Below are 23,149 nucleotides of genomic sequence, written 5' to 3' on the forward strand. Positions count from 1 at the left end.
CACAACGTATTTCGCACATATCCCGAAGCCTTGTCAGCGCTTCGTGACAGCGACGAGCGGCCGCCGGGAACGGCCCTCCCGGCGGCCTGTCATGGCTATCTATCTGCTCAGCACTTCTTCCAGGCGAAGTGATAGGTGGTGACGATGCTGCCGTCGGTGGAATCCATGGTGATGAAACTGGTGGGCGCATTCGGATCCGAGGAACCGTTGTTCACCCGCAGCTGGGTATTGATATTGAAATCGCGCGATTCGCCGCAGGGCTGGAACACGATCGATCCGACATCGGTCGAATCGGTCTGCTGCCAGTCGTCGTCGAAGGCGCCATTGAACGTGTGGTCGACGTAATTGGACGCCGCATCGCCCTGGAAGTAGTACCGCGCCCTTTCCAGCGCGGTCGCACCGGGCTCCAGATGTGCGTATCCGCGATAGTCCGCCGAGGCGATCCCGTAGGTGAAGCCCTGGGGGACATGCACATTCAGCACGAGTTGGCAGTTCTTCCGGAAGTCGGTCGGACCGGCCCCGGCACCGGCCTGGGCGGTGTATTGGCTGTAGGTCACCGTGAAGGCCGAATTGTCGTCGGCGACCGCCACGGCCGCGGTGCCCTGTGGGCATCCGGATCCATTGACGGTCACGACATCGACGGTGATCCTGTCGGGGGGCGGGGGTGTATTCGGTGTCGGGGCACCGGAAGCTGGGGCACCCGATATCGGCAGGGCGAAGGCGAACAGGGCAGCGCCGAGGGCAGCCAACTTTGTGTACATGATTTCCTCACGGTGTTCCAGCCGCAGACGTATCTCACTTTAGGCAGTCGAACCGCAAGGGCGACCCCCTACTCGCACAATGGATTTCGCCTACATCATCCGGTCATGGTATGTGTCGCACGGAAATCGGCGCACTGCAATGAAACCCGCTGGGAAGCCACGTGATTCACGGCAGACTGTATGCCACGACGTCGCGGCAGGGCATATGCGCCGATATGTCCAAACTACTTGCCCCGCAACATATTCGAGCAGCACTGCAAGGGGTGGTCATTCCCCGTCGGGATCGCGGTCTTCCGGGTATTCCTCCGGGCGCGATACCGCGCGCTCACGCTCGAGCCGATGCCGGATCTCCTCGACGGATCGTTGCGCGCGCCGCCGCACCACCCGATCGGAACTGGCGGGCAGCAGCCTCGCCACGACCACGATGAGCAGGACCGTCCCCGAGGCGGCCACGGTGGCCAGAAATACCGAACTACCCATCACATCCCCCGCCGAACAGCGACCATCAGTTACCTCGACAATATGCACAACCGTTCAGATAGTTAATGTCGGCTTCTTCACAGTCCCCTTCCTACTGTGACCTTCGCCCTTAAACAATCAGTCCGACTACTCGAACCTCGGCCACCGCACGAATACGACGCTCAACAGCCTCGTCTCGGCCGCGATCCTGCTCACCGTGTCGCAATCCAGAGGTGTCGCGCTCACCGATACGCTGTATTCCTATGCGGTCGATCTCCGCCAGCGGGTCACGCCGCCGGTGACCTACACCGAGGTCACCAACATGCTGGGCACCGCACTGTTCCGCGCCCACGAGGAGTTCACCGAACTCGATGCGCTGGCCCGCGCGGTCGCGGCCGGGCTGGCATCGGATCTCGCCGATCGCCGCGTACATCACGGTGCGCTGTATCTCCTGGAGAGCCAGGCGGACTCGGCCCGGGCGTTCACGCTCGCGCCAGCGGGCGCCTTCTCGACGAACTGGGGACGCATCCCGCCACTGCGTCATCCCTCCGATACGGAGTTGATCGACTTCACATCGCTGTTCCATTACCTCCGGGCGCCGCAGAACGGCATTCCGCCGGTGTTCGTGATCAGCACCTTCGACGGGAGGCTCAGCATCGATCTGACGGTCGACAGTCCGACCGGCGGGGAGCCCGATCTCGCGGCCGCCCTGGGACAGCGACTGCTGGCGGCGACGCAAGCCTGAGGGTCAGCTGTCGGGCAGCACCGAGGGATCCACACTCGCGGCCCGCAGGCGCTGCAGAACCGCGGCACGGGCGGCGCCGAAGACCAACTTCGGATCCAACATTCGCACCCGCGACACCACACCCTCCCCCAGGACGTCGATCTCGTAGGCGAGCAGATCCGCATCGATATCCGGACGCAGCTGACCCGCGGCGACCGCCGCCTCGATCATGGACACGAGGAAGCCGTGCCATTGCTCGGACTGTATGACCAGCCGATCGTGGATCGGGCCCGGCCGATCGTCGAATTCGCGGAAGACGATGGAGAAGAAGCACCGGCCCGGCAGCTGCCCGCGCTCATAGAAATCCAGGCGGTTGGCATGCAGCGCCCACAGCCTCTGCAACGGGGTGGGCTGCGCGAGCGCCGGGGCGACGATTTCGGTGACCCACTGCTCGGAGGCGTACTCCATCGCCGCGAGCTGCAGGCCTTCCTTACCGCGCCAGTGGGTGAACAGACCGGATTTGGTGATCTCCAACTGCGCGGCCAGGCGACTGAGCGTCAACCCTTCCAGTCCCTCGACCGACGCCAGTTTCACGGCGGCATCCAGCACCGATGCCCGCGTCCGGTTACCACGCAACTTCCGACCATCGGTCTCGGTCATCCCAACCACCCGTCTCACACGGCGCCGCGGCTCCGGCGCATACACATCTATCTTACCGAATGTTCGTATTCTATCCTCTCCGGCGCCCCGGGAGGCCGGAATCCGTTCGTGTGCGGGTCGACCGAGTCGGGCCGCCGTGATACCGATGGCGCCCCTCCGGGTCCTGTTCGGAATGGGCACTCTCACCGCCGATTACGTCGACCGGCTCCTCGCCGCGCCCGGATTTGGCAAGTCCCCCTAGGCCGATTCGATTCCGGGCAGAGCGGACGCGGCGGGTCGAATAGCATCCGAAATCGAAGGAGGCGTGTCCTCGACACGTCTCGAGGGTAACAAGTGAAAGGATCGCCATGCCTAGAGTCGAATTACTCGGTGCCGCACTGCTTTTCACTACCACACTCGCGCTGGTTCCCGCCGCGGACGCCCAGGCCGCAGCCGGCTGCGGAACCCGTCTGTCGGATTGGCAGGGCGCCACCTACACCGGGATTCTCACCGGAGAGGACGGCGGGCTGCATTCGGTGACCGTGCGGATTCCGGGTGACACCGTGACCGTCATGACCGACACCCACAGCTGGGAGGCCCGGGATATGGCGGTCGAACTCCACGATGACACGGTGACCTGGGGTTCGAGTGTCCCCGACCGCGGCTTCACCCAGACGCTGCGAACTCCGCTGTGCGCCAACGGGTCCACCGCGGTCGTCGCGGCGGAGTTCACCGCGGAGAGGAATACTCTCGCGGGCGGCTCCACGGCATTCGGATGGATCGTGCGCACCAGTGACGGGCCGTCGACGACCACCGCATAGCCTGTCCGATCCTGTGGCCGGGACGATACCGCGGCGGTATCTCCCGGCTGTTCGGCGTCACGCCGCCACGTTCACCGCGATCTCCCCGCCCAGGTGGTACCCGTCGGCCAAGCGCAGATGGTCGCCGCTCCAGAAGCGGCCCGGGTCATACCAATTCGGGCTTCGGTCCGGCAACAGGCCCATGGCCTGATAGGTCATGGCCGCGATCTCCGCGCAGTACGCGTTCTCGAGACCCGCGTTCTCGGATGCGCGCTTGCGCAACGGCTTCGGCACCCGGCCCAGCAGCCATCGTCCCGCGAGCGCGCCGGTGGACGGAAAGGACACACCGTCGAGCCGCGCCACCGTCCGCAGCGCGGCATCCTCCATCTCGCGGGTCACCGGCCGATCCAGCTGGCGCAGCCACGCCTGTTGCCCGTATTCCCCGGTCCAGCGCAGCACCGCGGAGCGCAGATCGTGCAGCTGGGCCCCGCGATGATGGTTGCCCGACCAGATATCCGGCAACGTCTTGCCGAGTTCGGCATGCCACATCAGCGCCGGCAGGTCGTCGACGACCAGCGCCATCCCGACATGGTTGACCGGGCTGTTGGTCAGACCCCGGATCGCGCGGTCGGCACCGGAATGTCCGCGGAACAACCACACATCGCCTGTGCGCGTGAGCTCTACCGCTTCGTCCAGACCGATACTCGAGGGCGCTTCGCGTGGCACGACGACTAGCCTAGGCCCATGCGCTGGTGGAAGGTATTGGGTCTGGCCGGGGCCGCGGGTGTCGCGGCGACCGGAGTGGTCATCGTGCGGGCCGAGCGCAAACGCCGCGCCTACACCCCGGATCAGGTCCGGGATCGTCTGCACGCCCGCCTCGACGATCAGCCGAACCGCGACAAGCACTGATCCCCACCGCGCCGCCTGTAAGGCCAACAGGCGCAATCATTTCGATCTAGCGGCCGCTGCCGCATCGCCGCGATCACACTGCGGCACAACGGATTACACCATCGCGCCAGGGACGCATGACAGCCGCGCGAACCGCAACCCCCTGTGATCCGAAATTCATTCGGCGGCAACCCATTCGGAATGCTAACGGTGGTGAGATCCGCCCTGTTATAACCGATTTGGACATCGCCCCGGCAACCCCGTCGCGATACCACACGGCCCGGATGCACCGCGCATCCGGGCTTTACCTCGAGCCCACCATCGAGTGAGGACAGCATGCGCATCATCCACGTCAGACGTCTACGCGGCCCCAACCTCTTCGTGTCGCGGCCGGTCGCGGTCGCGCTGGTCGATCTGGAAGAACTGACCCGCCAGGAGACCAGCGAATGGCCCGGTTTCACCGACCGCCTGCTGCGGGCACTGCCCGGGCTGGCCGAACATCATTGCGGCGCAGGCCGACCCAACGGATTCGTGGACAAGATGCGGCGGGGCACCTATGCCGGCCATGTCGCCGAGCATGTGGCATTGGAACTCTCACATCTCATCGGCCGGGAGGTGCACTTCGGCCGCACGATCGACGCCGGGCGCTCGGGACTGTATCGGGTCATCATGGAATGCCCGGTCGACGAGTGGGATCGAGATCCGGTGCCGGAGCGGCTGTTTCGTCTGGCGGCCCGCTTGGTGACCGAACAGGCCGCGGGGCGGACGCCGGAGTTCACCGCCGAGCTGGCCGAAATCGGCGCCGACTACGAGCGTTCGCGGCTGGGCGTGAGCAGCCAGGCGCTGGCCGATGCCGCACGCGCACGCGACATTCCGGTCCGCCGACTGTCCGACGCCGCGCTGCTGCAATTGGGTCACGGATGTCGCCGACGCAGGGTATGGGCCGCGATGGACGAGCACACCTCGGCGATCGGCGTGGATGTCGCCGGTGACAAGGCGATCACCAAGGGGCTCTTGGCCACCGCCGGAATTCCGGTCGCCGACGGGATCGCGGTGTACAGCGAGCAGGAGGCCATCGAGGCGCTCGACGAGCTGGGCGGTCCGGTCGTGGTCAAGCCGGTGGCCGGTAATCACGGTCAGGACGTCCATCTGGAGTTGCGGACCTCCGACGCGGTCGCGGCGGCCTATCGGGCGATCGACCTGCGGCACCGCGGCGGCGCCCTGGTCGAGGTCTATGTGCCCGGCACCGACTACCGGGTGCTGATGGTGGGCGGCCGATTGGTCGCGGCGACGCAACTGACCGCGGCGCATGTGGTCGGCGACGGCGAATCCGATATCGCCACCCTGATCGAACGCGTCAACGCCGATCCTCGCCGCGGCGAGGGGCACGACCGTCCGTTGACGCGAATCACGGTGGACGAGAACGTCATCGCGTATCTGGCCGCCCAGGGGCTGCGACTGGGCGACCGCCCGGCGGCGGGCGAGACGGTGTCGTTGCGGCGCACCGCCAATCTGTCCACCGGCGGCACCGGCCGCGATGTGACCGATCTGGTGCATCCGGATGTGGCCTGGCTGTGCCGACGGATCGCGGATACGGTGGGGCTCGACATCTGCGGCATCGACCTGCGGCTGATCGATATCGGCGGCCCCTGGCGGCCGCGCGACGACCGCGGGGTCGTCCTCGAGGTCAACGCCTCACCGGGATTGCGTATGCATCTGACGCCCAGCGAGGGCGCGCGGCGGGATGTGGCCGGCGCGATCGTCGACCACATGTATCCACAGGGGACCTCGGCCCGGGTGCCGATCGTCGCGGTGACCGGCACGAACGGCAAGACCACCACCGTGCGCATGATCGCACACGCGTTGCGCGCCACCGGTTTACGCGTCGGCATGACCAGTACCGACGGGGTGTTCGTCGAGGACCGGCTGGTCTATCCCGGGGACTCCTCCGGGCCGCGGTCCGCCGAGATGGTGCTCGACGATCCGTCCGTGCAGGCCGCCGTGCTCGAGACCGCACGCGGCGGCATCCTCGGTAGGGGTCTGGGCTACGACCGCGCCGACGTCGCCGTCGTCACCAACATCACCGCTGACCATTTCGGCGCCGACGGCGTCGAGGATCTCGACGATCTGGTCAGGGTGAAGGCGTTGGTGGCCGAGGAGATCGCGGACCGCGGCCGTCTGGTGCTCAACGCCGACGATCCGCGCTGTCTCGCGCTGGCCAACTCGCCCGCGATCATCGACCGCGATCCGGTGGTGCTGCTGTACAGCCTCGATCCGGCCAATCCGGCGCTGCTGCACCACCTGCGCCAGGGCGGCACCGGCTATCTGGTCGACGACGGCCTGCTGATCGAGGCCCAGGGCGCGCGCCGGACACCGCTGCTGGATGTGGCCGAGGTCGCGGTGACCTTCGACGGGCTGGCGGCTTACAACATCGCCAATACCCTTGCGGCCGTGGCGGCTTCCCGGGCGCTCGACGTGCCGCGCGAGGTCGTGCGGGACGCGCTCGCCGACTTCGACGGCGGCATGCACAATACCGGGCGCGGCGCCGTCTATCACCTCGGTGAGCGGACCGTGGTGGTCGACTACGCGCACAATACGGCCGCGCTCACCGCGGTCGGCGACCTGCTGCGGCAGCGCTGGGGCGGCAATCCGGTCGTGGCGCTCACGCTGCCCGGCGACCGCACCGATGATCTGGTATCCGATGCCGCCTATGCGGTGGGCCGCCTGACCGATCGGGTCGCCGTCTACGAGGACAGCAGTCTGCGGGGCCGGGAGCCCGGCGAGATGACCAAGTTGATCACCGCGGCGCTGTACGCGGCCGATTCGCAGGCGCGGACGGTGGCCTGCGACGGCATGGAAGATGCCTTCACGACGGCGCTGTCGATGGCGGCGCCCGACGATCCGGTGCTGCTGGTCTACGAGAAGTTCGCGACGGTGCAGGCGATGCTCGCCCGGCACGGGGCCGTGCCGGGCGTGCCCGCCCGTCAGCGGCTCGCGGCCACCTCTCCGTCGGCGGGAGGCGAGGTGGTACCCGGCTGTTCGTAGGCCGAGGCCTGTAGGTCGTAGAGCTCGGCGTACAGGCCACCGGCGGCCATCAGTTCCTGATGGCCGCCGTGCTCTACCACCTCTCCCTTCTCCATGACGTAGATGCGATCGGCGTAGCGAACGCTGGCCAGCCGGTGGGTGATCAACAGCACGGTGCGCCCGAGGGAATGGGTGCGCACGGTCTCGAACAAGGCGTGTTCGGCGCGGGGATCCAGGGCGGAGGTCGGCTCGTCGCAGATCAGCAGCGGCGCGTCCCGGTAGATGCCGCGGGCGATCGCGATGCGCTGCCACTGCCCGCCCGACAGCTCGGCGCCGTTGCGGAAGCGCCGATCCAGTTGCGTGTCATACCCTTTGCCGAGCCGGTCGACGACGCGATCGACACCGGCCGCCTCCGCGGCCTCGGCGAGGCGGTCGGTGTCGATCGTCCGGCCCATCGTGATGTTGTCCCGCGCGCTCATCGGCCATCGGGTGTAGTCCTGCATGATCACCGCGATCCGCTCCCGCAGCGAATCGGGGTCGATATCGGCGACCCGCAGATCGTCCCAGCGCACGGTACCCGCGTCGGGGGTGTAGAGCCCCGCGAGGATCTTCGCGAGAGTCGTTTTCCCCGAACCGTTTTCGCCGACCAGCGCCACGACCTCGCCGCGGCGCAGCTGCACCGATACCGACCGCAGGGCCGGGACCATCGAACCGGGGTAGGTGAATTCGATATCGGTGGCGGTGATCGCCTCGAAATCCGGCGGCACGACCTGCGGTCGAGGCGGCGGGACTCGCCGCTCGGCCTCGGCGCAGAAGTCCAGATAGTCGCCGAAGTACAGCCCGGATTCGAAGCATTGATTGACCGCGTACAGCAGGCTGTAGAGCGCGGACTGCCCCGAACGCACGGCCAGCATCGCCGTACCGGCCACCGCCAGCGGCATCTGGCCGTAGTACAGCAGCAGCGCGAGCGCCAGGTAGACCAGCCCGAGGCCGATGCCGCCGACCACATCACCGCCCACGGTCATCACCGTCTGTCGCCGGGCCAGCCGCAGCTGCACAGTGCGCGCGTGGCCGGCGAGCCGGTCGTAGGACTCCAGGAGGAATCCGCGCATGTTGAACGCGCGGATCTCCGCGGCCGAGCGCCGGTCGTCCATCAGATCGGTCAGGATCCGTTTGCGCCGCCGGCTCGCCGAAAGCTCGTAGCTGACTTGATATCTGGTCTTGGCGATGCGCAGCGCGATCAGCCCGTCGGGGATCGCCGCGACCAGTAGCAGCGGCAGCAGGATCGGATTCAGCAGGCCGAGAACCACTGCCGCCGAGGCGAATCCGAGGAGCCCGGTGAGCACCGAGGTGACGGTGGTGACCAGCCGGTAGGCCTCCGACAGACCCCGGTCGCGGGCCCGATGCAGCGTGGCATGGAACCACGGATCGTCGAAGGCGGCCAGCTCGACCCGGGTGGTGGCGTCGTAGAGCCGCCGCTCCACGGTGTCCTCCACCAGCGGTTTGAGTCGCGCCTGCGTCCAGCTCGCCCCGACCCCGAGCCCGACCCGCAGCACGGCGAGACTGCCGACCAGCAGCAGCGACGGCAGGGCCGCCATCAGACGCGAGGGAGTCGGCCCGTCCAGGAACAGCGCGCTCAGCACCCGATTGGTCGCCAGCAACCCGAAGGCGGACAGCGTGCCGGAGACCACATCGAGCACGATGGTCACCGCGGTGTCCCTCCGGCTCGCCTGCCAGCACAGCCGTGCCACCTGACCGATCAGCCCGGGTAACTTCCGCGCCGCCGCGCCGAAACGCACCGAGCCCAGATCCGCGTCGTAGGTCTCCGACGCTCGATCCTCGAGTTCCTCCGAAATGAACTCCCCGACAGCGGTATCGGACCTACCCCGGCCTGCCGGAATCCTCACCCTGCGCACCACAGACGATTCTCCTTGCGACAGAACACATCTCATCACCGATGACTTCGCTGATCAGTGTGCCCGACACCGGCCGTGCCGGTGCACGTTTGGACCGGTCAGGTTCCGGCGATCCGGGATCGCAATCGCCTCACCGACAGGGTCGCAGGTCGGTTGCGATGGGAAGCAGTCGGGGCCAGGCTCGTTCATTGTCGACCGGGATCGCGGCGCAGATGTGGGTCGCGACGGCGTCCGCGTCGGTGTACCAGAGGGCGGAGATCCGGTCGCCGATGCCGAACAGGCGCGAATCGTCGTTCGGGACGAAGCGGAGGAACCAGGTCCAGCCGATCGGGGCGGCCAGCGGTGCGTCGATGGGGCGGAGGGCGGCGGGGTCTGTGATATCCCACAGGCGTACCGCGCCGTCGCCACCGGTGGCCAGGCGGTGGCCGGAGTCCGCGATGGCCAGTGCCTTGACCGGCAGGGAGTGGGCGCGGACCGCGTCCAGTGCGCGCGCGTGGACGGGGTCGGTGACGTTCCAGGAGCGGAGCATGCCACTGCCGTGGGCGCTGAACAGCCGGGTGCCGTCCGGTGCGAACAGCAGTGCCCGCACATCCGAGTCACCGGGGTCGATCGTGGCGGTCGGCTGCTCGTCGCGAGTGGACATGTCCCACAGGTGGATTCGGGAGGTATCGCCACCGGCGGCGAGCAGGGCGCTGTCGGGGCGGAATGTCACGACACGGATCGGCCGGTCGTCGCCGGTGCGCAATTGGCGTTGCGCGTGGGGTGTGGCGGGGTCGGAGACATCCCAGAGCACAAGCGCGCCGGGCCCGGCGCCGGTGATCAGTTGATTTCCGTTCGGGGAGAAGGCGATCGGGCTGCCGAGTCCGGTGGCGGGGAGGGCGGCCACGGGCGTCGGTTGCCGTGGATCGGTGAGATTCCATAGCCGCACCTCGCCGTGGTCGGCGGTGGCGAGCAGCTTGCCATCCGGACGCATCGCGATCAGCACACCGTCCGGATCCGGTGGGCCCGCGGCGAATTCGGTCATCGGCACACTCAGCTTCGATATCCCGGTGTTCCACAGCTCGACCTGTCCGCCGCGACCTCCGGTCGCCAGCACCCGGCCCGCGCGATCGAATCCGATCGAACTCAGTGAATCGCTGAGATTGACGGAGGTGAAGGCCAACGGGAAGGTCAGCACGCGGATCAGTCCTCCGTAGCCCGCGACCGCCATCCTGTCGGGCCCCATCAGTACGAACGACCCGATCCGGCCGCCGTCACTGACACGGATCTCCCATCCGGTCCGGGAGATGTGATCGCCGCTGGCGGTATTCCAGATCCGGCCGCTCCCATCGGTATCCGCCGCGAGCAGGACCAGCCCACCCTGCCAGAACCGCAGTCGCGCGATCGGCACGCGGCGAACCGTTTGGCTGGCGATGAGCCGGGGCGGCTCGCCCCCGGCGACATTCCAGACCTGTAGCTCGCCGCTCGCGGTCCCGATGGCGAGCCGCCCGGCGTTGCCGAGGTCGACTGCTGTGGGGGCACCCCGGCTTTCGAGTGGCGCACCTACCGGCGCTGGGTGCTCGACATCGTCCACGCGCCACAGCCGCACGCCGCGATCGTCTCCGGCGGTGGCGAGCATCGGCGCATCGGGCGCCAGGGACAATGCGCGAATCTCCCCGGCGTGCGCGGCAATCGGCGTTCCCCGCCGCTGGATATGCTGTGGCACTTCGATATTCAGGAATGACAGCGTTCCGTCGGCGCCCGCCGCGACCACGGTGCGGCCATCGGGCATACAGACCATCGCGGTGACGACTGTCCCGGTGTCGAGGATGCCGGCCTCGTGCGCCGCGCGCGGGTCGCGGATGTCCCACAGCCGGACCGTGCCGTCGGCCCCGCCGCTGATCAGCGTCGTACCGTCGGGCGCGAACGCGAGCGCCGTGACCCGGCCGCGATGGCCGTCGAGCTGTGGTCCGACCGGGGTGATGGCGCGCGGATCGAACATGTTCCACAGCCCGATGCGGCCGTCGTCTCCCGCACTGGCCAACAGGTTCAGTCGCGAGCTGAACGCGAGCGTGCGCACCATCCCGGTATGCGCCGCCCCCCGGGAGGCGACCACCAGCGGCAGCGTCTGCGCCGCCAGCAGACGGGCTCGCGCGGTGGGGTTGCCCGGATCCATCCGATAGGCGGCCAGGGCCAGCCGGACCGACAGATCCGGGTCGAGATCCTCGACGCGCTGGGATTCCGCGATGAGTTGGCCGAGCTGCACGTCGCGACGCTGCTGCGCGACGGCGGATCGCTGCGCGACCACCACCCCCGACAGTGCCAGCGCCACCACGATGAGCGCCGCGATCACCGAAAGCGTTGTACGCCTGCGGATCACATGCTTGCGCTCCCGCACCAACGACGCGGAGACGAACTCCCGGGAGAGCCGATTCGCCGAGCCGGTGCGCCCCAGCCACGCCGCGGCATCCTCGAGTCTGGTCCGGGTGTAAAGCAGGGTCGCGGGCCGATCCTGACGCGACCATTCGCGCGCATCGGCCTCGATGCGCTGGCGGGTCGGCGCGAATTCCTTCTCCTCGGCGAGCCAGCCCGCCAGCCGGGGCCAGCCGGTCAGCAGCAGATCGTGCACCAATTCGATACCGTCGTTGTGCCGCACGATCATTCGCAGCTCGGTCAGCCGCGCGATCACCCCCCGGGTGACCTCCGGCTCCGCGGATTCCTCCACCAGCAGTTCGACCGGCATGCGGTTGCGAACCACGGTGGTCGGGCCCGTGATCGTCAACGCGACCAGCACATGCCGCGCGGCCTCGCGCTGATCGTCGTCCAGCCCGGCCCAGAACACCTCTCCCCCATGGGCGCTCGCACCCGACATCCCACCGCCGGCGCGATACGCCTCCGGGGTCAGGGTCTTGCCGCGTCGATTCGCCCAGGTCTCGGCGAGCGCGAAGGACAGCAGCGGCAGCCGGACGGCGCTCTGGGCATCCACCGCGGCCAGATCCCGCAGCAGCACCTCGACCAGACCGTCCTCGACCCGCAGCCCGGTGGCCACGGCGGGTTTGACGATCGCCTCGCGCAGCTCCTCGTCGGTCATCGGTTCGAGCAACATCGACCGGTCCCGTAATGCGGTCATCAGCAACGGATATCGCAACAGCTCGGGAAGGCGGGCGGTGTCGAAGGCGAGGACGACGGTGGTGGGTGTCGTGGCGCCCGGCGCGGCGAGCCCGGCCAATTCGGCCAGAAAGCGTTGCCGCAGTGGCTCGTTCGCACATCGATCGAACAGTTCCTCGGCCTGATCGACCAGGAGCAGACGGCGGCCCTCCGGCGCGCCGCTCAGCGCGGATTCGAGTGCGGCCACCGGATCGTCGCCGGGGGTCAGCACGATCGGCGTCCGCGCGCCGGGATCGGCCTGCATCCCGGCCGCGAGCAGGGATGATTTACCCAGGCCCGAGCCGCCGAGCAGCAGCACCAGCGAGGGGGCGGCACTGGACTCGGTGGCCGAAATCAGTTCCAGCAAACGGCGTTTGGCGGCGGCCCGGCCGAAGAACAGATCGCTGTCCTCGACACCGTAGGCCCACAGCCCGCGGTAGGGCTCGCGGTGGGCGTCGAGCACACCCGGCTCGGTCTTCGCGGCCGTCCAATCGCGGTGCCAGCGGCGCAGATCGAACAGGGAGGTGTCGATCCGCGGATCGTCGGCCGCGCGGCGGCGGGCCGCGGCGATGAGGGTCTCGAGGACGGGCAGCACCGAGACGAAGGTGGCGGGGGTGCGGTTGCCGCGCCGCCAGTCGCTGATCCGCTGGGCGGTGATGCGCGTGCCGCCGTCGCGGAGCCGGTCGTTGGCCGCGCGGACAACCGATTTGACCGGCGGTGATCCGGCCGCGGCGAACAGTTCGGCGAGCCGCAGGACGAAGGCGCCGCGGTCCTCGGCTCGAATCTCGGTGGCCGGCGGTTCTCGCATGTTCTCCCTCGGCTTGCCGGATACTTCCAGGGCTTGCGGGGTCGAGCTGACGATATGCGATGCGGTAGAGCGAGTGTATAGGGCCGTTGCCAGGGCGACGCCCGCCGTGCGAACACGGCGGGCGTCGCGTCGGGACCTCGCTACGGCAGCAGCGGTAGTCCCGACATGATGGCATCCTGCACTGCTGGCAGGAAGCCGAGGTTCAGCACCAGCGTCATGCCGACGCCGAGCCGGATGGACCGGTGCCGGTTCCACCACCCGATCGGTCCGGGGCGGGATCGGTCGTGGCATCGGACCATGGTTTCGACATCGGTCGCGTTCTGCTCGTAGTAGCCGAAACTCACCTGAGCGGAACTGGTGTCGAGCAGGCCGCCGAGCTGATCGACGACGCTGCCGGAGAATCTGGTATCCAACATGATCGGACTCCTGATCCAGGTCGTGGCGGACGGGTCAACCGATGGTTTCGAGCCAGGGCCGCATCAGCTCGTCGTAGATCTCGCGGGTGAACTTGCCGCAGCCGACGAGATCACCGAGCACGGTGGCGGCGACCGCATAGGTCACCACGGTGGCCGCGTCGATCGAGCCGAGCGATTGCAGCAGGCCCTGCAGCCCCTCTGTTCTGCCCACGGAGGGCGACGAAACCGATTGTCCGGCAAGCACCGTCGCGATCTGGAACTGACGGGTGCGGCCGAATTCGCGGGCAGTGTCGGCGGCCGTATGCAGGGCGTGCATATTGTTCGACGTCCCGTTCGGGCCGCCCAGCAGTCCGGCGAGTCCCTCTGCGGACAGGGCGCCCATACCGCTGCGGGCCAAAGCGCCCGGATGGTCGGCGAGCTTCTCGCGCTCGGCCACGCTGAGTTGGGCGGCCCGCTCGACGATGTCCATCACCTCGCGCCACTGCGGGCCGTAGAGGTATTCGAGGTGCATGGTCGACTCCGAGGCGACGGCGGAATCGGGACGCAAGCTGCTCATTTCGGGGTTCATGGCATTCTCCTTATGTCTGTGTTCTTTCGTTGTGGGACAGGTGTTTTCGGTTGCCGTATTCACAGGGAGACCGTGACGAGACGCCGCTCGCCGGGGTTGACGTTCAGTCCGTCCGCGGCGCCGGTCCCGACCAACGGGATCGGATCGGCTACGGGCCGGGCCGCGGGGGCCAGGGACTTCTGCAGCGAGGCGATCAGTTCGTCGAGTCCGGCCGTGTCCTGGATGTCGTCGAGGAACTGGGTTCCGGTCGGCGCCATTCCGCCGCCGGAGTCGCGGGGGGTACCGCGATCACGCCACGCCCGGATCACCGAGACGATGTAGGACTTGACGTCCGGGCTGGACAGCGCCGCCATCGGCACCCCACAGCCCACCACCACGATCGCGATCACGACCACCGCCAGCAGCAGAGGCGGCATCAGCGCCGTCAGCAGCAGCGACTCCGCCGCCGAGGCCACCGCACCGATCACGATCGGCAGCACCGCCGCCAACAGCAGCGACAGCACGGCGAGGGCCACCAGCCCGGCAATCGCCAGCGGCACCCCGAGCAGACCGAACAGAACCGGCCCGCCGACCACAGCACCGATCGGCCCGAGGGCAGGAGCTCCTACCAGCGGAGCAATCAACGCGCCCAGCACAAGCGGGGCAATCAGCGCGCCGAGTACAAGCGGAGCCAGTGCACCCAGAACCAGCGGGGCAACCAGCGCACCCAGAACCAACGGGACCACCAACGCACCGAGCACGAGCGGGGCCGCCAGAGCGCCCAGCACCAGCGGAGCGACCAAGGCGCCCAGCATCAGCGGGGCACTCAGCGCGCCGAGCACCAACGGAACCAATGCACCTAGAACCAGCGGGGCAACCAACGCGCCCAGCACGAGCGGAGCGAGCAGCGCACCCAGAACCAACGGGACCACCAACGCACCGAGCACGAGCGGAGCCGCCAAAGCGCCCAGCACCAGCGGAACCAGTACACCCAGCACCAACGGAGCAACCAATGCACCCAACACGAGCGGCGCGACCAAGGCACCCAGAACCAGCGGAACCAGTGCACCCAACACCAGCGGAGCAATCAGCGCACCCAGCACAAGCGGGGCCACCAACGCGCCCAACACCAGCGGGGCCACCAACGCGCCCAACACCAGCGGGGCAATCAACGTGCCCAGCACCAACGGGGCCGCCAGTGCGCCCAGCATCAACGGAGCGACCAAGGCACCCAGTACCAGCGGAGCAATCAGCGCGCCCAACACGAGCGGGGCAATCAGCGCACCCAGAACCAGCGGGGCCACCAACGCGCCCAACACGAGCGGAGCGATCAGCGCACCCAGCACAAGCGGGGCCACCAACGCGCCCAGCACAAGCGGGGCAATCAGCGCACCCAGCACCGCCGCGGCGATTACGCCCGCGATGCCCAACCCGATGATCGTCGCCGCGATCGAGGCAAGGGCGGTGGCGAGCAGGAGCGGAATTGCCAACGCGCCCAGGATGACCGGTGCGAGCAGGGTGGCCAGCAGGATCGGCGTGGCCAGGGTGGCCAGCGTGACCAGGGCGGACAATGCCAGCACCGCGGCGGTGATCACCGCGGCCGTGACGGCGAAGGCGAGCAGCGCGGGGCTGCCCAGAATCGCCGTGACGACCACTGCGGCGAAGGCCAGCGCGGTCAGGATGACGAGCACAGCGGTCGTGAGGGCCGCGGCCGACACGATCGCGGCCACCGCGGCCACCGCGAGGACGATCGTCGCGACGAGCGCGGAGGCGCCCAGCACGATCCCGGCGATCAGGGCGAGGGCGCCGAGGACGATCGCCGCGGGCACTCCCGTCCAACCGATGGTCAGCAGCACGATGACCGAGGCGAGGGCCAGCACACCGAGCGTGACGGCCGTGCCGAGAGCCAGGCTGCCGAGGGTGGCGAGCACCGCCGTGCCGATGCCGAGGGCCACGGCCAGCGCGGCGATCGTCGCCGCACCCACCGTCAGCACCGCGGCCAACAGCAGTGCGGCCAGCGCGATCGCCTCCACGACACCGTAGACGGTCAGCGCGACCACCGCCGCGAAGGCCAGCGCTGCCAGGGTGATCGCCTCGACGAGGCCGAGGGCCCCGAGGATGAGCAGGGCGAGCGGCCCGGTCCAGCCCAGTACGGCGATGACCACGAGGGCGGCGAAGGCCAGCGCGGCCGTCGTCACCAGCGCGGCCAGGGCCAGAACGCCCAGCGTGACGGTCCCGGCGAGACCGAATATCGTGGCGCCCAACAGGATCAGCGCCGGCAATGCGAGGGCGGCGAGCGCGAGCGCACCGAGCACCGCAGCGAGAATCGCCGCACCGAGGGCCAGGGCCCCGACGGCGAGCAGCACCGGCAGCGCCAGCGCAATGGCCACCGCGGCAAGCACACCGAGCACGATCGGCGCAGCGAGCACCGCGAGCAGAATCGGAATAGCAAGGGCCGCAAGCACAATGGGTGCCGCAAGGATCGCCAGCAGAATCGGCACCGCGAGAGCCGCAAGCAGAATCGGCGCAGCGAGAATCGCCAGCAGAATCGGCACCGCAAGAGCCGCAAGCAGAATCGGCGCAGCGAGAATCGCCAACAGGATCGGCACCGCAAGAGCCGCAAGCAGAATCGGCGCAGCGAGTGCGGCGAGTACAGCGGCAATAACCAGGGCCGCCAGGCCCAGCGCGGCGATGGTGGCCGCCGCGGCGAGGACGCCGCTCACGATGATCGCCGACAGAACCGCTGCGGCGGAGGCGATCACGGCCGCGAGGATCGCGTATCCGATCAGCGCGGGCCCGCCCAGAATCGCCGTGATCACGAGCGCGGCGAAGGTCAGCGCGGCCACGACGACTACCGCGGCCACGCCGAGCGCTGCCAGGATGATCGCTGCGGCGACACCGAATACGGCGATCACGATCACCGCGACCACCGCGACAGCGGCGATCACGATGGCCGCGACCAGGGCGATGGCCGCGATCACGATCATCGCGGGTATGCCCGTCCACCCGATCGCCAGGAAGACGATCAGCGCGGCGAGGGCCAGCACACCGAGGATGACGCCGGCGCCGAGCCCGAGCGCGCCGAGCGTGATCAGTGTCGACAGCGCGGCTGCGGCGATCGTCGCGAGCGCGGTGAAGGCGATCCCGGTGAGCGCGACAATCCCGGCGACGGTCAGTGCGGCCATCGCGATGAACTCCGCGACCCCGAACACCGTCACCGACACCGCCGCGGCGAAGATCAGGGCCGCGATCGCGACGAACTCGACGAGCGCGAGCGCACCGAGCACGATCAGCGCGGGCACCCCCGTCCAGCCGAGCACCAGGAATACGACCAGCGAGGCGAAGGCCACCACGGCCGTGACCACCACAGCGGCCAGGGCCAGGGCCGACAGTGTGATCGTTCCGGCGAGCCCGAACGCCATGGCGCCCAGCACGATCAGCGCCGGCACCGCGGCGAGGGCAAGCGCGCCGCCCGCCAGCACGATCAGCGCGGGCACGGCCAGCACGGCGATCACGGCCAGCACGGGCAGCGCCACCGCGGCGATCACGATGCCACCGACCAGCAGGGCGCCGATGATGACCGGCGCGGCCAGCAGCGCCACCACGGCTCCGATGGCTCCGGCCGCCAGCAGGGTGGCGATGAGGGGCATCTCCAGCAGCGGAAGGGCCGCATGATGAGTGCCGATCAGGCCGTTGCTCTCCAGCAGCCCGCGAACCTCGCCGAGCGTCGGCGCGAGGGCGGTGCCGAGCCCACCGACCGGATCGTTGATGAGTTGCCGTAGCCCTTCGGCCATGACCTGCAAGGGATCTCCCGCACCCACGGTCGGGCCGAGGATGGGAGTCAGCAGTTCGCGCAGCGCCCCGGCGGGGTCGGCGACGTCCTCGGGGAAGCCGAACACGGTGCGGGCCTGCTCGATCAGATCGTCGATCGGCGTACCCGCGAGATCGCGACGGGCACCGGACTGTTCGATCGCCTGATTGACGAAGGCGAGCATATCGTCGACGGGCTGGCGCAGCGGACCGTCCGGGAAGGTCTGATCGGCCCAGGTGGCCAGCTGCCGCAGGTCGACACCGGAACTCGCGAGCTGCTCGGTGACCGTGGCCAGATCGGTGACCTCCGGCGGCGCCATCATGGTGCGGATCTCGCCGCCCACGTTCTCGGCCGGCGTTTCCCTCGTCACGTCGTCCAGGCCGGGCAGGGCTTCGTTGATCATGTTCCCGACGTCCGGGCCGATGCCCGGGACCGCCGCACCGATATCCGGCACGCTGCCACCGAACTCCGTGACCGCTCCGCTGATCTGTGAGACCGTATCGCTCGCGCCGGGCAGGACGGAGTCCAGGGTGGGCAGGATGTCACTCGGGCTCGCCGGGATCGGCGGGAATACGGGCGCGTCGGCCGCCGCCCGGCCGGTTCCGACCATGACCGTGGCCAGCGAGGCGAAAGCGGCCGCGGCGTAGAGACCCTTGCGGTTGCGTTTGGCGACCTTCCGATGCCGACCGGCGGCCTTGGTCACCCGGGAACGCTCATGGGCTGCAGACATGATGAACCTCTCTCGATCGAACGATGGACTGCGAATGCCAGCCGGATCCGGCTGAGGATGCCGACTTCACGCGGGCCGCGGACGTCGGCGAATACGGGCCTAGACCGGCCCGCTCTCCCCCGTCGCACAGACCGCGCGCGACCAGCCGCCAGTGGCGCCGATGGTGGTCCCGATGCGGGTGTGCAGAATTCCGCCGATATCGCGGCACCGGATATACGCATGCTGACCGGTGCCCGCTCCGGGCTCACAGGTGATAGTGATCTGATTCGGCACCGCGTAATCGGAATTGCATCCGTCCGGCGGCGGAGTGGGCGGCACGGCCGACGCCGTCGTGCTGAATGGAGACCACACGACGACCATTGCGCAGAGAGCAGCCAATGCTGCGAAACAGGCGTTCTTGTTCATGCATCCAGACTTCGAAATGCGAGAGGGCACGTCAATCAACAAATGCGTCTCCGCCAGCATCCTCGCAGCTAACATGCCTGTTCGCAGTAGTCCGCGGCGGATAATACTTACGGAGTCTTTACGTCTGAAGATCTTGACAGCCGTCTTCTATCCCGAAGAGAGAATCACTCGTACACATAATGTCCGCGCCGGAACAATGACAGCCTTGATAACAGATCGGACACGAGGAGAATGTAATCGGAAAAGAATTGGATTACTCTCTCGATCTACTTCGCGGGTTGGGCGGTGGGACTCAGATAAGTATCGAGTTGATCCACGAGCCATCTGCCGTCGCGATGGACCAATTCCAGATGGATGACCGAGCGACCGGGAATCGGATCCGGATGGTCCTTGGTCTTGATGCCGGTGCTCAGTTGTACGTAGAGATCGGCGATATCACCCGAGCCGTCGGTGATCGCGACGGTCTCGACCGTGCCGGTCGAGATCGTCTGCAGGGAGGTCAGCGCCTGGGTGAGCATCGGGCGCGAGGCGGTGTAGTCGCTGCGGACGCCGCCGCCCGAACGCGCCTGCAGATCCTCGAAGAAGGCGTCGAGCTTGCGGTAGTCGTAGCTGACCGTCGCCGCGGCGAATTCGCGACCGGCCTGGATCACCGCGGCACGGCGATCGTCGGCCGCGCGGGCGCTGGCGCGGCCGTCGGACCACAGATACGCGAAGACCGCGGCCACCGCCACCGCCGCGATCAACAACAGCACCGACAAGGCCGAGAAGTGGCGTCGCGCGAATTCGGCCGTCCGGGATTTCGTGGTGCGGCGCTTCGATATGTCCTCCGAGTTCTCTTCCTCGGTGAGGGCGGTAGTGGTCACGGCGGACTCCTTCGAAGGGGATCGGCTCACGGCGTCGGTACGTGCTGGGGGCCGCGCTGGTTGACATCGGGATCGGTGCAGCGGCCGTCCAGGGCGGGTGGCTGGGGCGGGTCGAAGATCGTGAGCCGCGGGGTCGCGTAGGTGCAGACCGGCACCGGGTCGAGGGTGACCAGCAGGCGCGCGGTGCCGTGTGGGTCGTCCATCGCCGCGAAGGTCTCACCGAGCGGGGCGAGATTGGGTATCAGGTCGTTCAGGTCGTACATATGCGTGGCCGTCGTCCCGCTGAGCACAGTGAGGTCGGGTAGCAGCCGCTCGGTCTGCGGGAGGATGTGAGGGAGGAGTCCCGACAGGGTGGCCAGCGCGGCCGGATCCCGGGACAGCGCGTCGGACAACGGTTCTCGCGCATCGCCCAGGGAGTCGGTGACGGCCGGGACCGCGCCGAGGAGGGCGCGCAGATCGGGATTCACGTCGTCGGCCAGCCCCAGCAATTCGTGCCCGTTGCGCACGATGGCACGCAGGCGATCGGTATTGCGCGCCAGCGTCGAGGACATCAGAACTCCGTTGCGCAGCAACACATCCAGATCACCGCGGCTCGCGAGCGAGGTGTTCACCGCATTCGACAGCGAGGCCACATCGGCGGGATCGATACCGCGCAGCAATCCGTCGACCGATCCGACGACCGCACCCAGATCCGGTGGGACGGAAATCGATTCGCGCGTGAACGTCGTCCCGTCACCGACGTACGGACCGGCCGCCGAACTCGGGCGCAGATCCACATACTCCTCCCCCGCCGCGGACAGACTCTCCACCACGACCCGAGACCCTCGCGGAATCCGGTACGCCGCACTGATCGTCGCCTCGGCGGTGACGCCGTCGGCCCGCACCCGTAATCCGGTGATCATGCCGATCGGGTTGCCGCGCACCGTGATCGCCGAGCGTTCGTGCAGTCCGCCGGTGCGCGGCAGATCGAAGGCGATATGCAGCTCGCGCTCGACCGGATCGGTCGGCAGCAGCCCGAACATCAGATAGCCGAGACTCCCGATCAGCAGGACCGCCAGCGTGCCCAACGGAATCAGTAGTCGCCGGATCATCGAACCCCCAGATTGGTCAGCAACTCCGCCAGCTTCTCGGCGGTGACCGGCGCGAGCCGCCCGGCCGCGCCGGGCACGCCCGCCGGATCGTCGACGCTCAGCCCCTGCACGCTGACCGGGAACGACAGCATCGATCCCCGCGACATCGCTTCACCCCGCGCCCCGAACAGCCCGTCGGCCGCGGCGAGCGTATGCCCGAACCACACATCCAGTTCGGGTGAGGCGGCCATGATCGGCGCCAGCGCCGCGAAGATCGACTTCACCCGCTCGATCCGCCGCATCAGCACGCCAGCCGCCGCCTCCGCGATATCGTCCGTGCCTCGCGTCAGCTCCAGCAGAATCGGGAGGTTCTGTGCGGTCAGGGTGAGTGCGTTCGGCAGCACCCGCAGCAGTTGTTCGACCAATTCCCTACGCTCAGCGGCGGTGTGGGCCACGATGCCCAATCCGTCGATCGCCTCGTTCACCGCGGCGGTGTTGTCCGCGACCTGCCCGAGCGCGGCGGTGAGGGTGGCACTGAACCGCCGCGCCTGCTCCGGCCCCTCGGGGAAGGCGCGATCGACGCTCGTGATCACGGTCTGCAGCGCGCCCAGATCGCCGCCGCCCAGCACCGTGGACGCCCCGGCGAGCATGTCCTCGGGGCTGTTCGCCGCCCAGGTGTGGGCCAGCGGGATGACACCACCGTCGCGCAGCGCGGGACCCGAGGAGTCCGCGGGCGGGGTCAGCACGACGTAGACGTCGCCGAGCAGGGTGTCCTGCTGCAGTCCGGCGCGGGTGTCGGCCGGCAGCCGCAGCTGCGATCGCAGCGCGACGGTGACGGTGGCGACGAATCGGTGCGCCGAGATGTCCTCGACGGTACCGACGGGCACCCCGTCCACGACGACCCTCGCCCGACGCGGCAGATTGAGCACATCGGTGAATTCGATGCCGACGCGGTAGGTGGGACCGGACCGCGCGACTCCCGGCACCGGCAGGTCGGCCGGACGCACCGTGCAGCCGCCGAGCGCGGCAGCCGTGATCAGCACGAGCCCCGTTGTGCGCCACGTCATCCCGCACTCCGATCGGTCCCGAGCAGCGACCACAGCAGCAGCTGGGTCAATCCGTAGGCGATATGGCCGTGGGAGTCGTTCTCAGCGGCGCATCGCACCGGATCGTGCACCGTTCGCCGGCACAGTTCCGCGAGGACCGCGGGCGCGGTCAGGGTGGTGGGCAGATCGACCTGAACCCGGAATCGGCCCGCCACCGGATCCCAGACGTTGAGGACGTTCTGCACGGCCAAGGGCGTGGTCTCGAGGAATTCGGAGAGCGAATCCGGATGCCGGACAACCGTTTCACCCAGTGTCGCTCCCGAATCCAGCAGCGTCGACAGCGCCGGGCCGTGGGCGTCCGCGGCGGCGGCCAGTTGCGGCAGCAGCGCATTCGCATTCCGCAGCGCCGTGACCGCGTCGGGACCACTCTCGGCGAGCAGACGCGCGAGTTCGGCGGTGGCCGGGATCAACGCGGCCAGTGTGTCGTGCTGGCGGTGCGCGCCGTCGAGCAGCTGATCGGTATTGTCGATCAGCCGACTCAGGCGATCGTCGTTGGTGGCCGGATCACCCAGTGCCGCAGCAAGATCGGCGGCGGTCTGCCGGACAGCGGGACCGGTGTCCCGCAGCGCCGACCCGGCGGCGTGGATCGCGGGCCCGAGCGCATCGGCCCCGCCCTCCGGAGACAGCGCGTCCGCCAGCGACCGCGAGGCGCCGAGCGCCTCGGTGAGCCCTGCGGGCACATGCGTGCGATCGAGCGGAATACAGTGCGCCGGAACGTATTCGGGACCGGACGCATAGACCGGGGTGAGTTCCAGCCGTCGGTCGGTCACGATCGATCCCGGCACCAGCGCGGCACCGACATTCACGGGCAGCCGCACCGAGGCGTCGACGGTGAACCGGACCTCGGCATGGTCGGCGGTCGTGACGATCGATCGCACGGTACCGACCGTCACCCCGAGCACCGACACATCGTTGCCCGCATACAGTCCGGCCGTATCGTCGAACTCCGCGCACAGCGACACATTCGCCGTGCGCCGCTCGACGAGATGAAAGACGGTCCCCGCCACGGTGATCAATGCCACGACGAGCACCGCCACCCACAGTGCGCGCATGCGA

At 68.4% G+C, this 23,149-nt stretch carries 17 protein-coding genes and 1 pseudogene; 4 read left to right on the plus strand and 14 right to left on the minus strand.

What is annotated here, in order from left to right:
• Positions 1-107: 107 nt before the first annotated feature.
• Together ACIA76_RS06245 and ACIA76_RS06250 are read right to left on the minus strand one after the other, a co-directional pair.
• The gene (locus ACIA76_RS06245; protein ID WP_397149075.1) at positions 108-761 is read right to left on the minus strand and encodes a DUF4360 domain-containing protein; all 654 of its coding nucleotides are present in this window, start codon (positions 759-761) and stop codon (positions 108-110) included.
• Positions 762-1,028: 267 nt separating this feature from the next.
• A complete protein-coding gene (locus tag ACIA76_RS06250) occupies positions 1,029-1,241 on the minus strand; it encodes a hypothetical protein (RefSeq protein WP_397149077.1) in 213 nt (70 codons plus the stop codon).
• A gap of 145 nt (positions 1,242-1,386) precedes the next feature.
• Here ACIA76_RS06250 and ACIA76_RS06255 point away from each other — a divergent pair.
• A pseudogene (locus ACIA76_RS06255) lies at positions 1,387-1,965 on the plus strand (hypothetical protein); the annotation flags it as partial.
• Between the two features lie 3 nt (positions 1,966-1,968).
• Here ACIA76_RS06255 and ACIA76_RS06260 read toward each other — a convergent pair.
• Positions 1,969-2,604, minus strand: a complete 636-nt coding sequence (locus ACIA76_RS06260; protein WP_397149079.1) for a TetR/AcrR family transcriptional regulator — start codon at positions 2,602-2,604, stop codon at positions 1,969-1,971.
• A 347-nt stretch (positions 2,605-2,951) separates the two neighbouring features.
• Here ACIA76_RS06260 and ACIA76_RS06265 point away from each other — a divergent pair, with 347 nt between their 5' ends.
• A complete protein-coding gene (locus ACIA76_RS06265) occupies positions 2,952-3,404 on the plus strand; it encodes a hypothetical protein (RefSeq protein WP_397149081.1) in 453 nt (150 codons plus the stop codon).
• Positions 3,405-3,461: 57 nt separating this feature from the next.
• On the opposite strand, the gene ACIA76_RS06270 is transcribed toward ACIA76_RS06265, so the two are convergent.
• Entirely contained in the window at positions 3,462-4,109 is a 648-nt protein-coding gene (locus ACIA76_RS06270; protein ID WP_397149084.1) for a hypothetical protein, read from the minus strand.
• Positions 4,110-4,127: 18 nt separating this feature from the next.
• Here ACIA76_RS06270 and ACIA76_RS06275 point away from each other — a divergent pair, with 18 nt between their 5' ends.
• The gene (locus tag ACIA76_RS06275) at positions 4,128-4,292 is read left to right on the plus strand and encodes a hypothetical protein (protein WP_397149086.1); all 165 of its coding nucleotides are present in this window, start codon (positions 4,128-4,130) and stop codon (positions 4,290-4,292) included.
• A gap of 315 nt (positions 4,293-4,607) precedes the next feature.
• Positions 4,608-7,316 carry a cyanophycin synthetase gene (gene cphA, locus ACIA76_RS06280; RefSeq protein ID WP_397149088.1) on the plus strand — a complete coding sequence of 903 codons (2,709 nt, stop codon included), beginning with the start codon at positions 4,608-4,610 and terminating at the stop codon, positions 7,314-7,316.
• Here cphA and ACIA76_RS06285 read toward each other — a convergent pair.
• From ACIA76_RS06285 to ACIA76_RS06330, 10 genes are all read right to left on the minus strand, one after another.
• Positions 7,256-9,214 carry an ABC transporter ATP-binding protein gene (locus ACIA76_RS06285; RefSeq protein ID WP_397149090.1) on the minus strand — a complete coding sequence of 653 codons (1,959 nt, stop codon included), beginning with the start codon at positions 9,212-9,214 and terminating at the stop codon, positions 7,256-7,258. The two genes, cphA and ACIA76_RS06285, sit on opposite strands and share 61 nt — an antisense overlap.
• Before the next feature lie 127 nt (positions 9,215-9,341).
• Positions 9,342-13,145: a WD40 repeat domain-containing protein gene (locus ACIA76_RS06290; protein WP_397149092.1), complete on the minus strand. Its 3,804-nt coding sequence runs from the start codon at positions 13,143-13,145 to the stop codon at positions 9,342-9,344.
• Positions 13,146-13,285: 140 nt separating this feature from the next.
• On the minus strand, positions 13,286-13,561 hold the full coding sequence (locus ACIA76_RS06295) for a hypothetical protein (protein ID WP_397149094.1): 276 nt from the start codon (positions 13,559-13,561) through the stop codon (positions 13,286-13,288).
• A 34-nt stretch (positions 13,562-13,595) separates the two neighbouring features.
• The gene (locus tag ACIA76_RS06300; RefSeq protein ID WP_397149096.1) at positions 13,596-14,129 is read right to left on the minus strand and encodes a hypothetical protein; all 534 of its coding nucleotides are present in this window, start codon (positions 14,127-14,129) and stop codon (positions 13,596-13,598) included.
• A gap of 59 nt (positions 14,130-14,188) precedes the next feature.
• Entirely contained in the window at positions 14,189-18,649 is a 4,461-nt protein-coding gene (locus ACIA76_RS06305; protein ID WP_397149098.1) for a hypothetical protein, read from the minus strand.
• Between the two features lie 99 nt (positions 18,650-18,748).
• A complete protein-coding gene (locus ACIA76_RS06310; RefSeq protein ID WP_397149100.1) occupies positions 18,749-19,054 on the minus strand; it encodes a hypothetical protein in 306 nt (101 codons plus the stop codon).
• Positions 19,055-19,320: 266 nt separating this feature from the next.
• Positions 19,321-19,917 (minus strand): hypothetical protein, encoded by a 597-nt coding sequence (locus ACIA76_RS06315; protein ID WP_397149102.1) that lies wholly within the window; start codon positions 19,915-19,917, stop codon positions 19,321-19,323.
• Between the two features lie 26 nt (positions 19,918-19,943).
• Positions 19,944-21,008, minus strand: coding sequence for an MlaD family protein (locus ACIA76_RS06320; RefSeq protein ID WP_397149104.1), 1,065 nt, complete (start codon positions 21,006-21,008; stop codon positions 19,944-19,946).
• On the minus strand, positions 21,005-22,054 hold the full coding sequence (locus ACIA76_RS06325; RefSeq protein ID WP_397149106.1) for an MlaD family protein: 1,050 nt from the start codon (positions 22,052-22,054) through the stop codon (positions 21,005-21,007). The genes ACIA76_RS06320 and ACIA76_RS06325 overlap by 4 nt, the downstream gene beginning before the upstream one ends.
• Positions 22,051-23,145, minus strand: coding sequence for an MCE family protein (locus ACIA76_RS06330; protein ID WP_397149108.1), 1,095 nt, complete (start codon positions 23,143-23,145; stop codon positions 22,051-22,053). The genes ACIA76_RS06325 and ACIA76_RS06330 overlap by 4 nt, the downstream gene beginning before the upstream one ends.
• Positions 23,146-23,149 lie beyond the last annotated feature (4 nt).

Origin of the sequence: Nocardia sp. NPDC051570 (genome assembly GCF_044454005.1) — a bacterium.
Lineage (GTDB): Bacteria > Actinomycetota > Actinomycetes > Mycobacteriales > Mycobacteriaceae > Nocardia.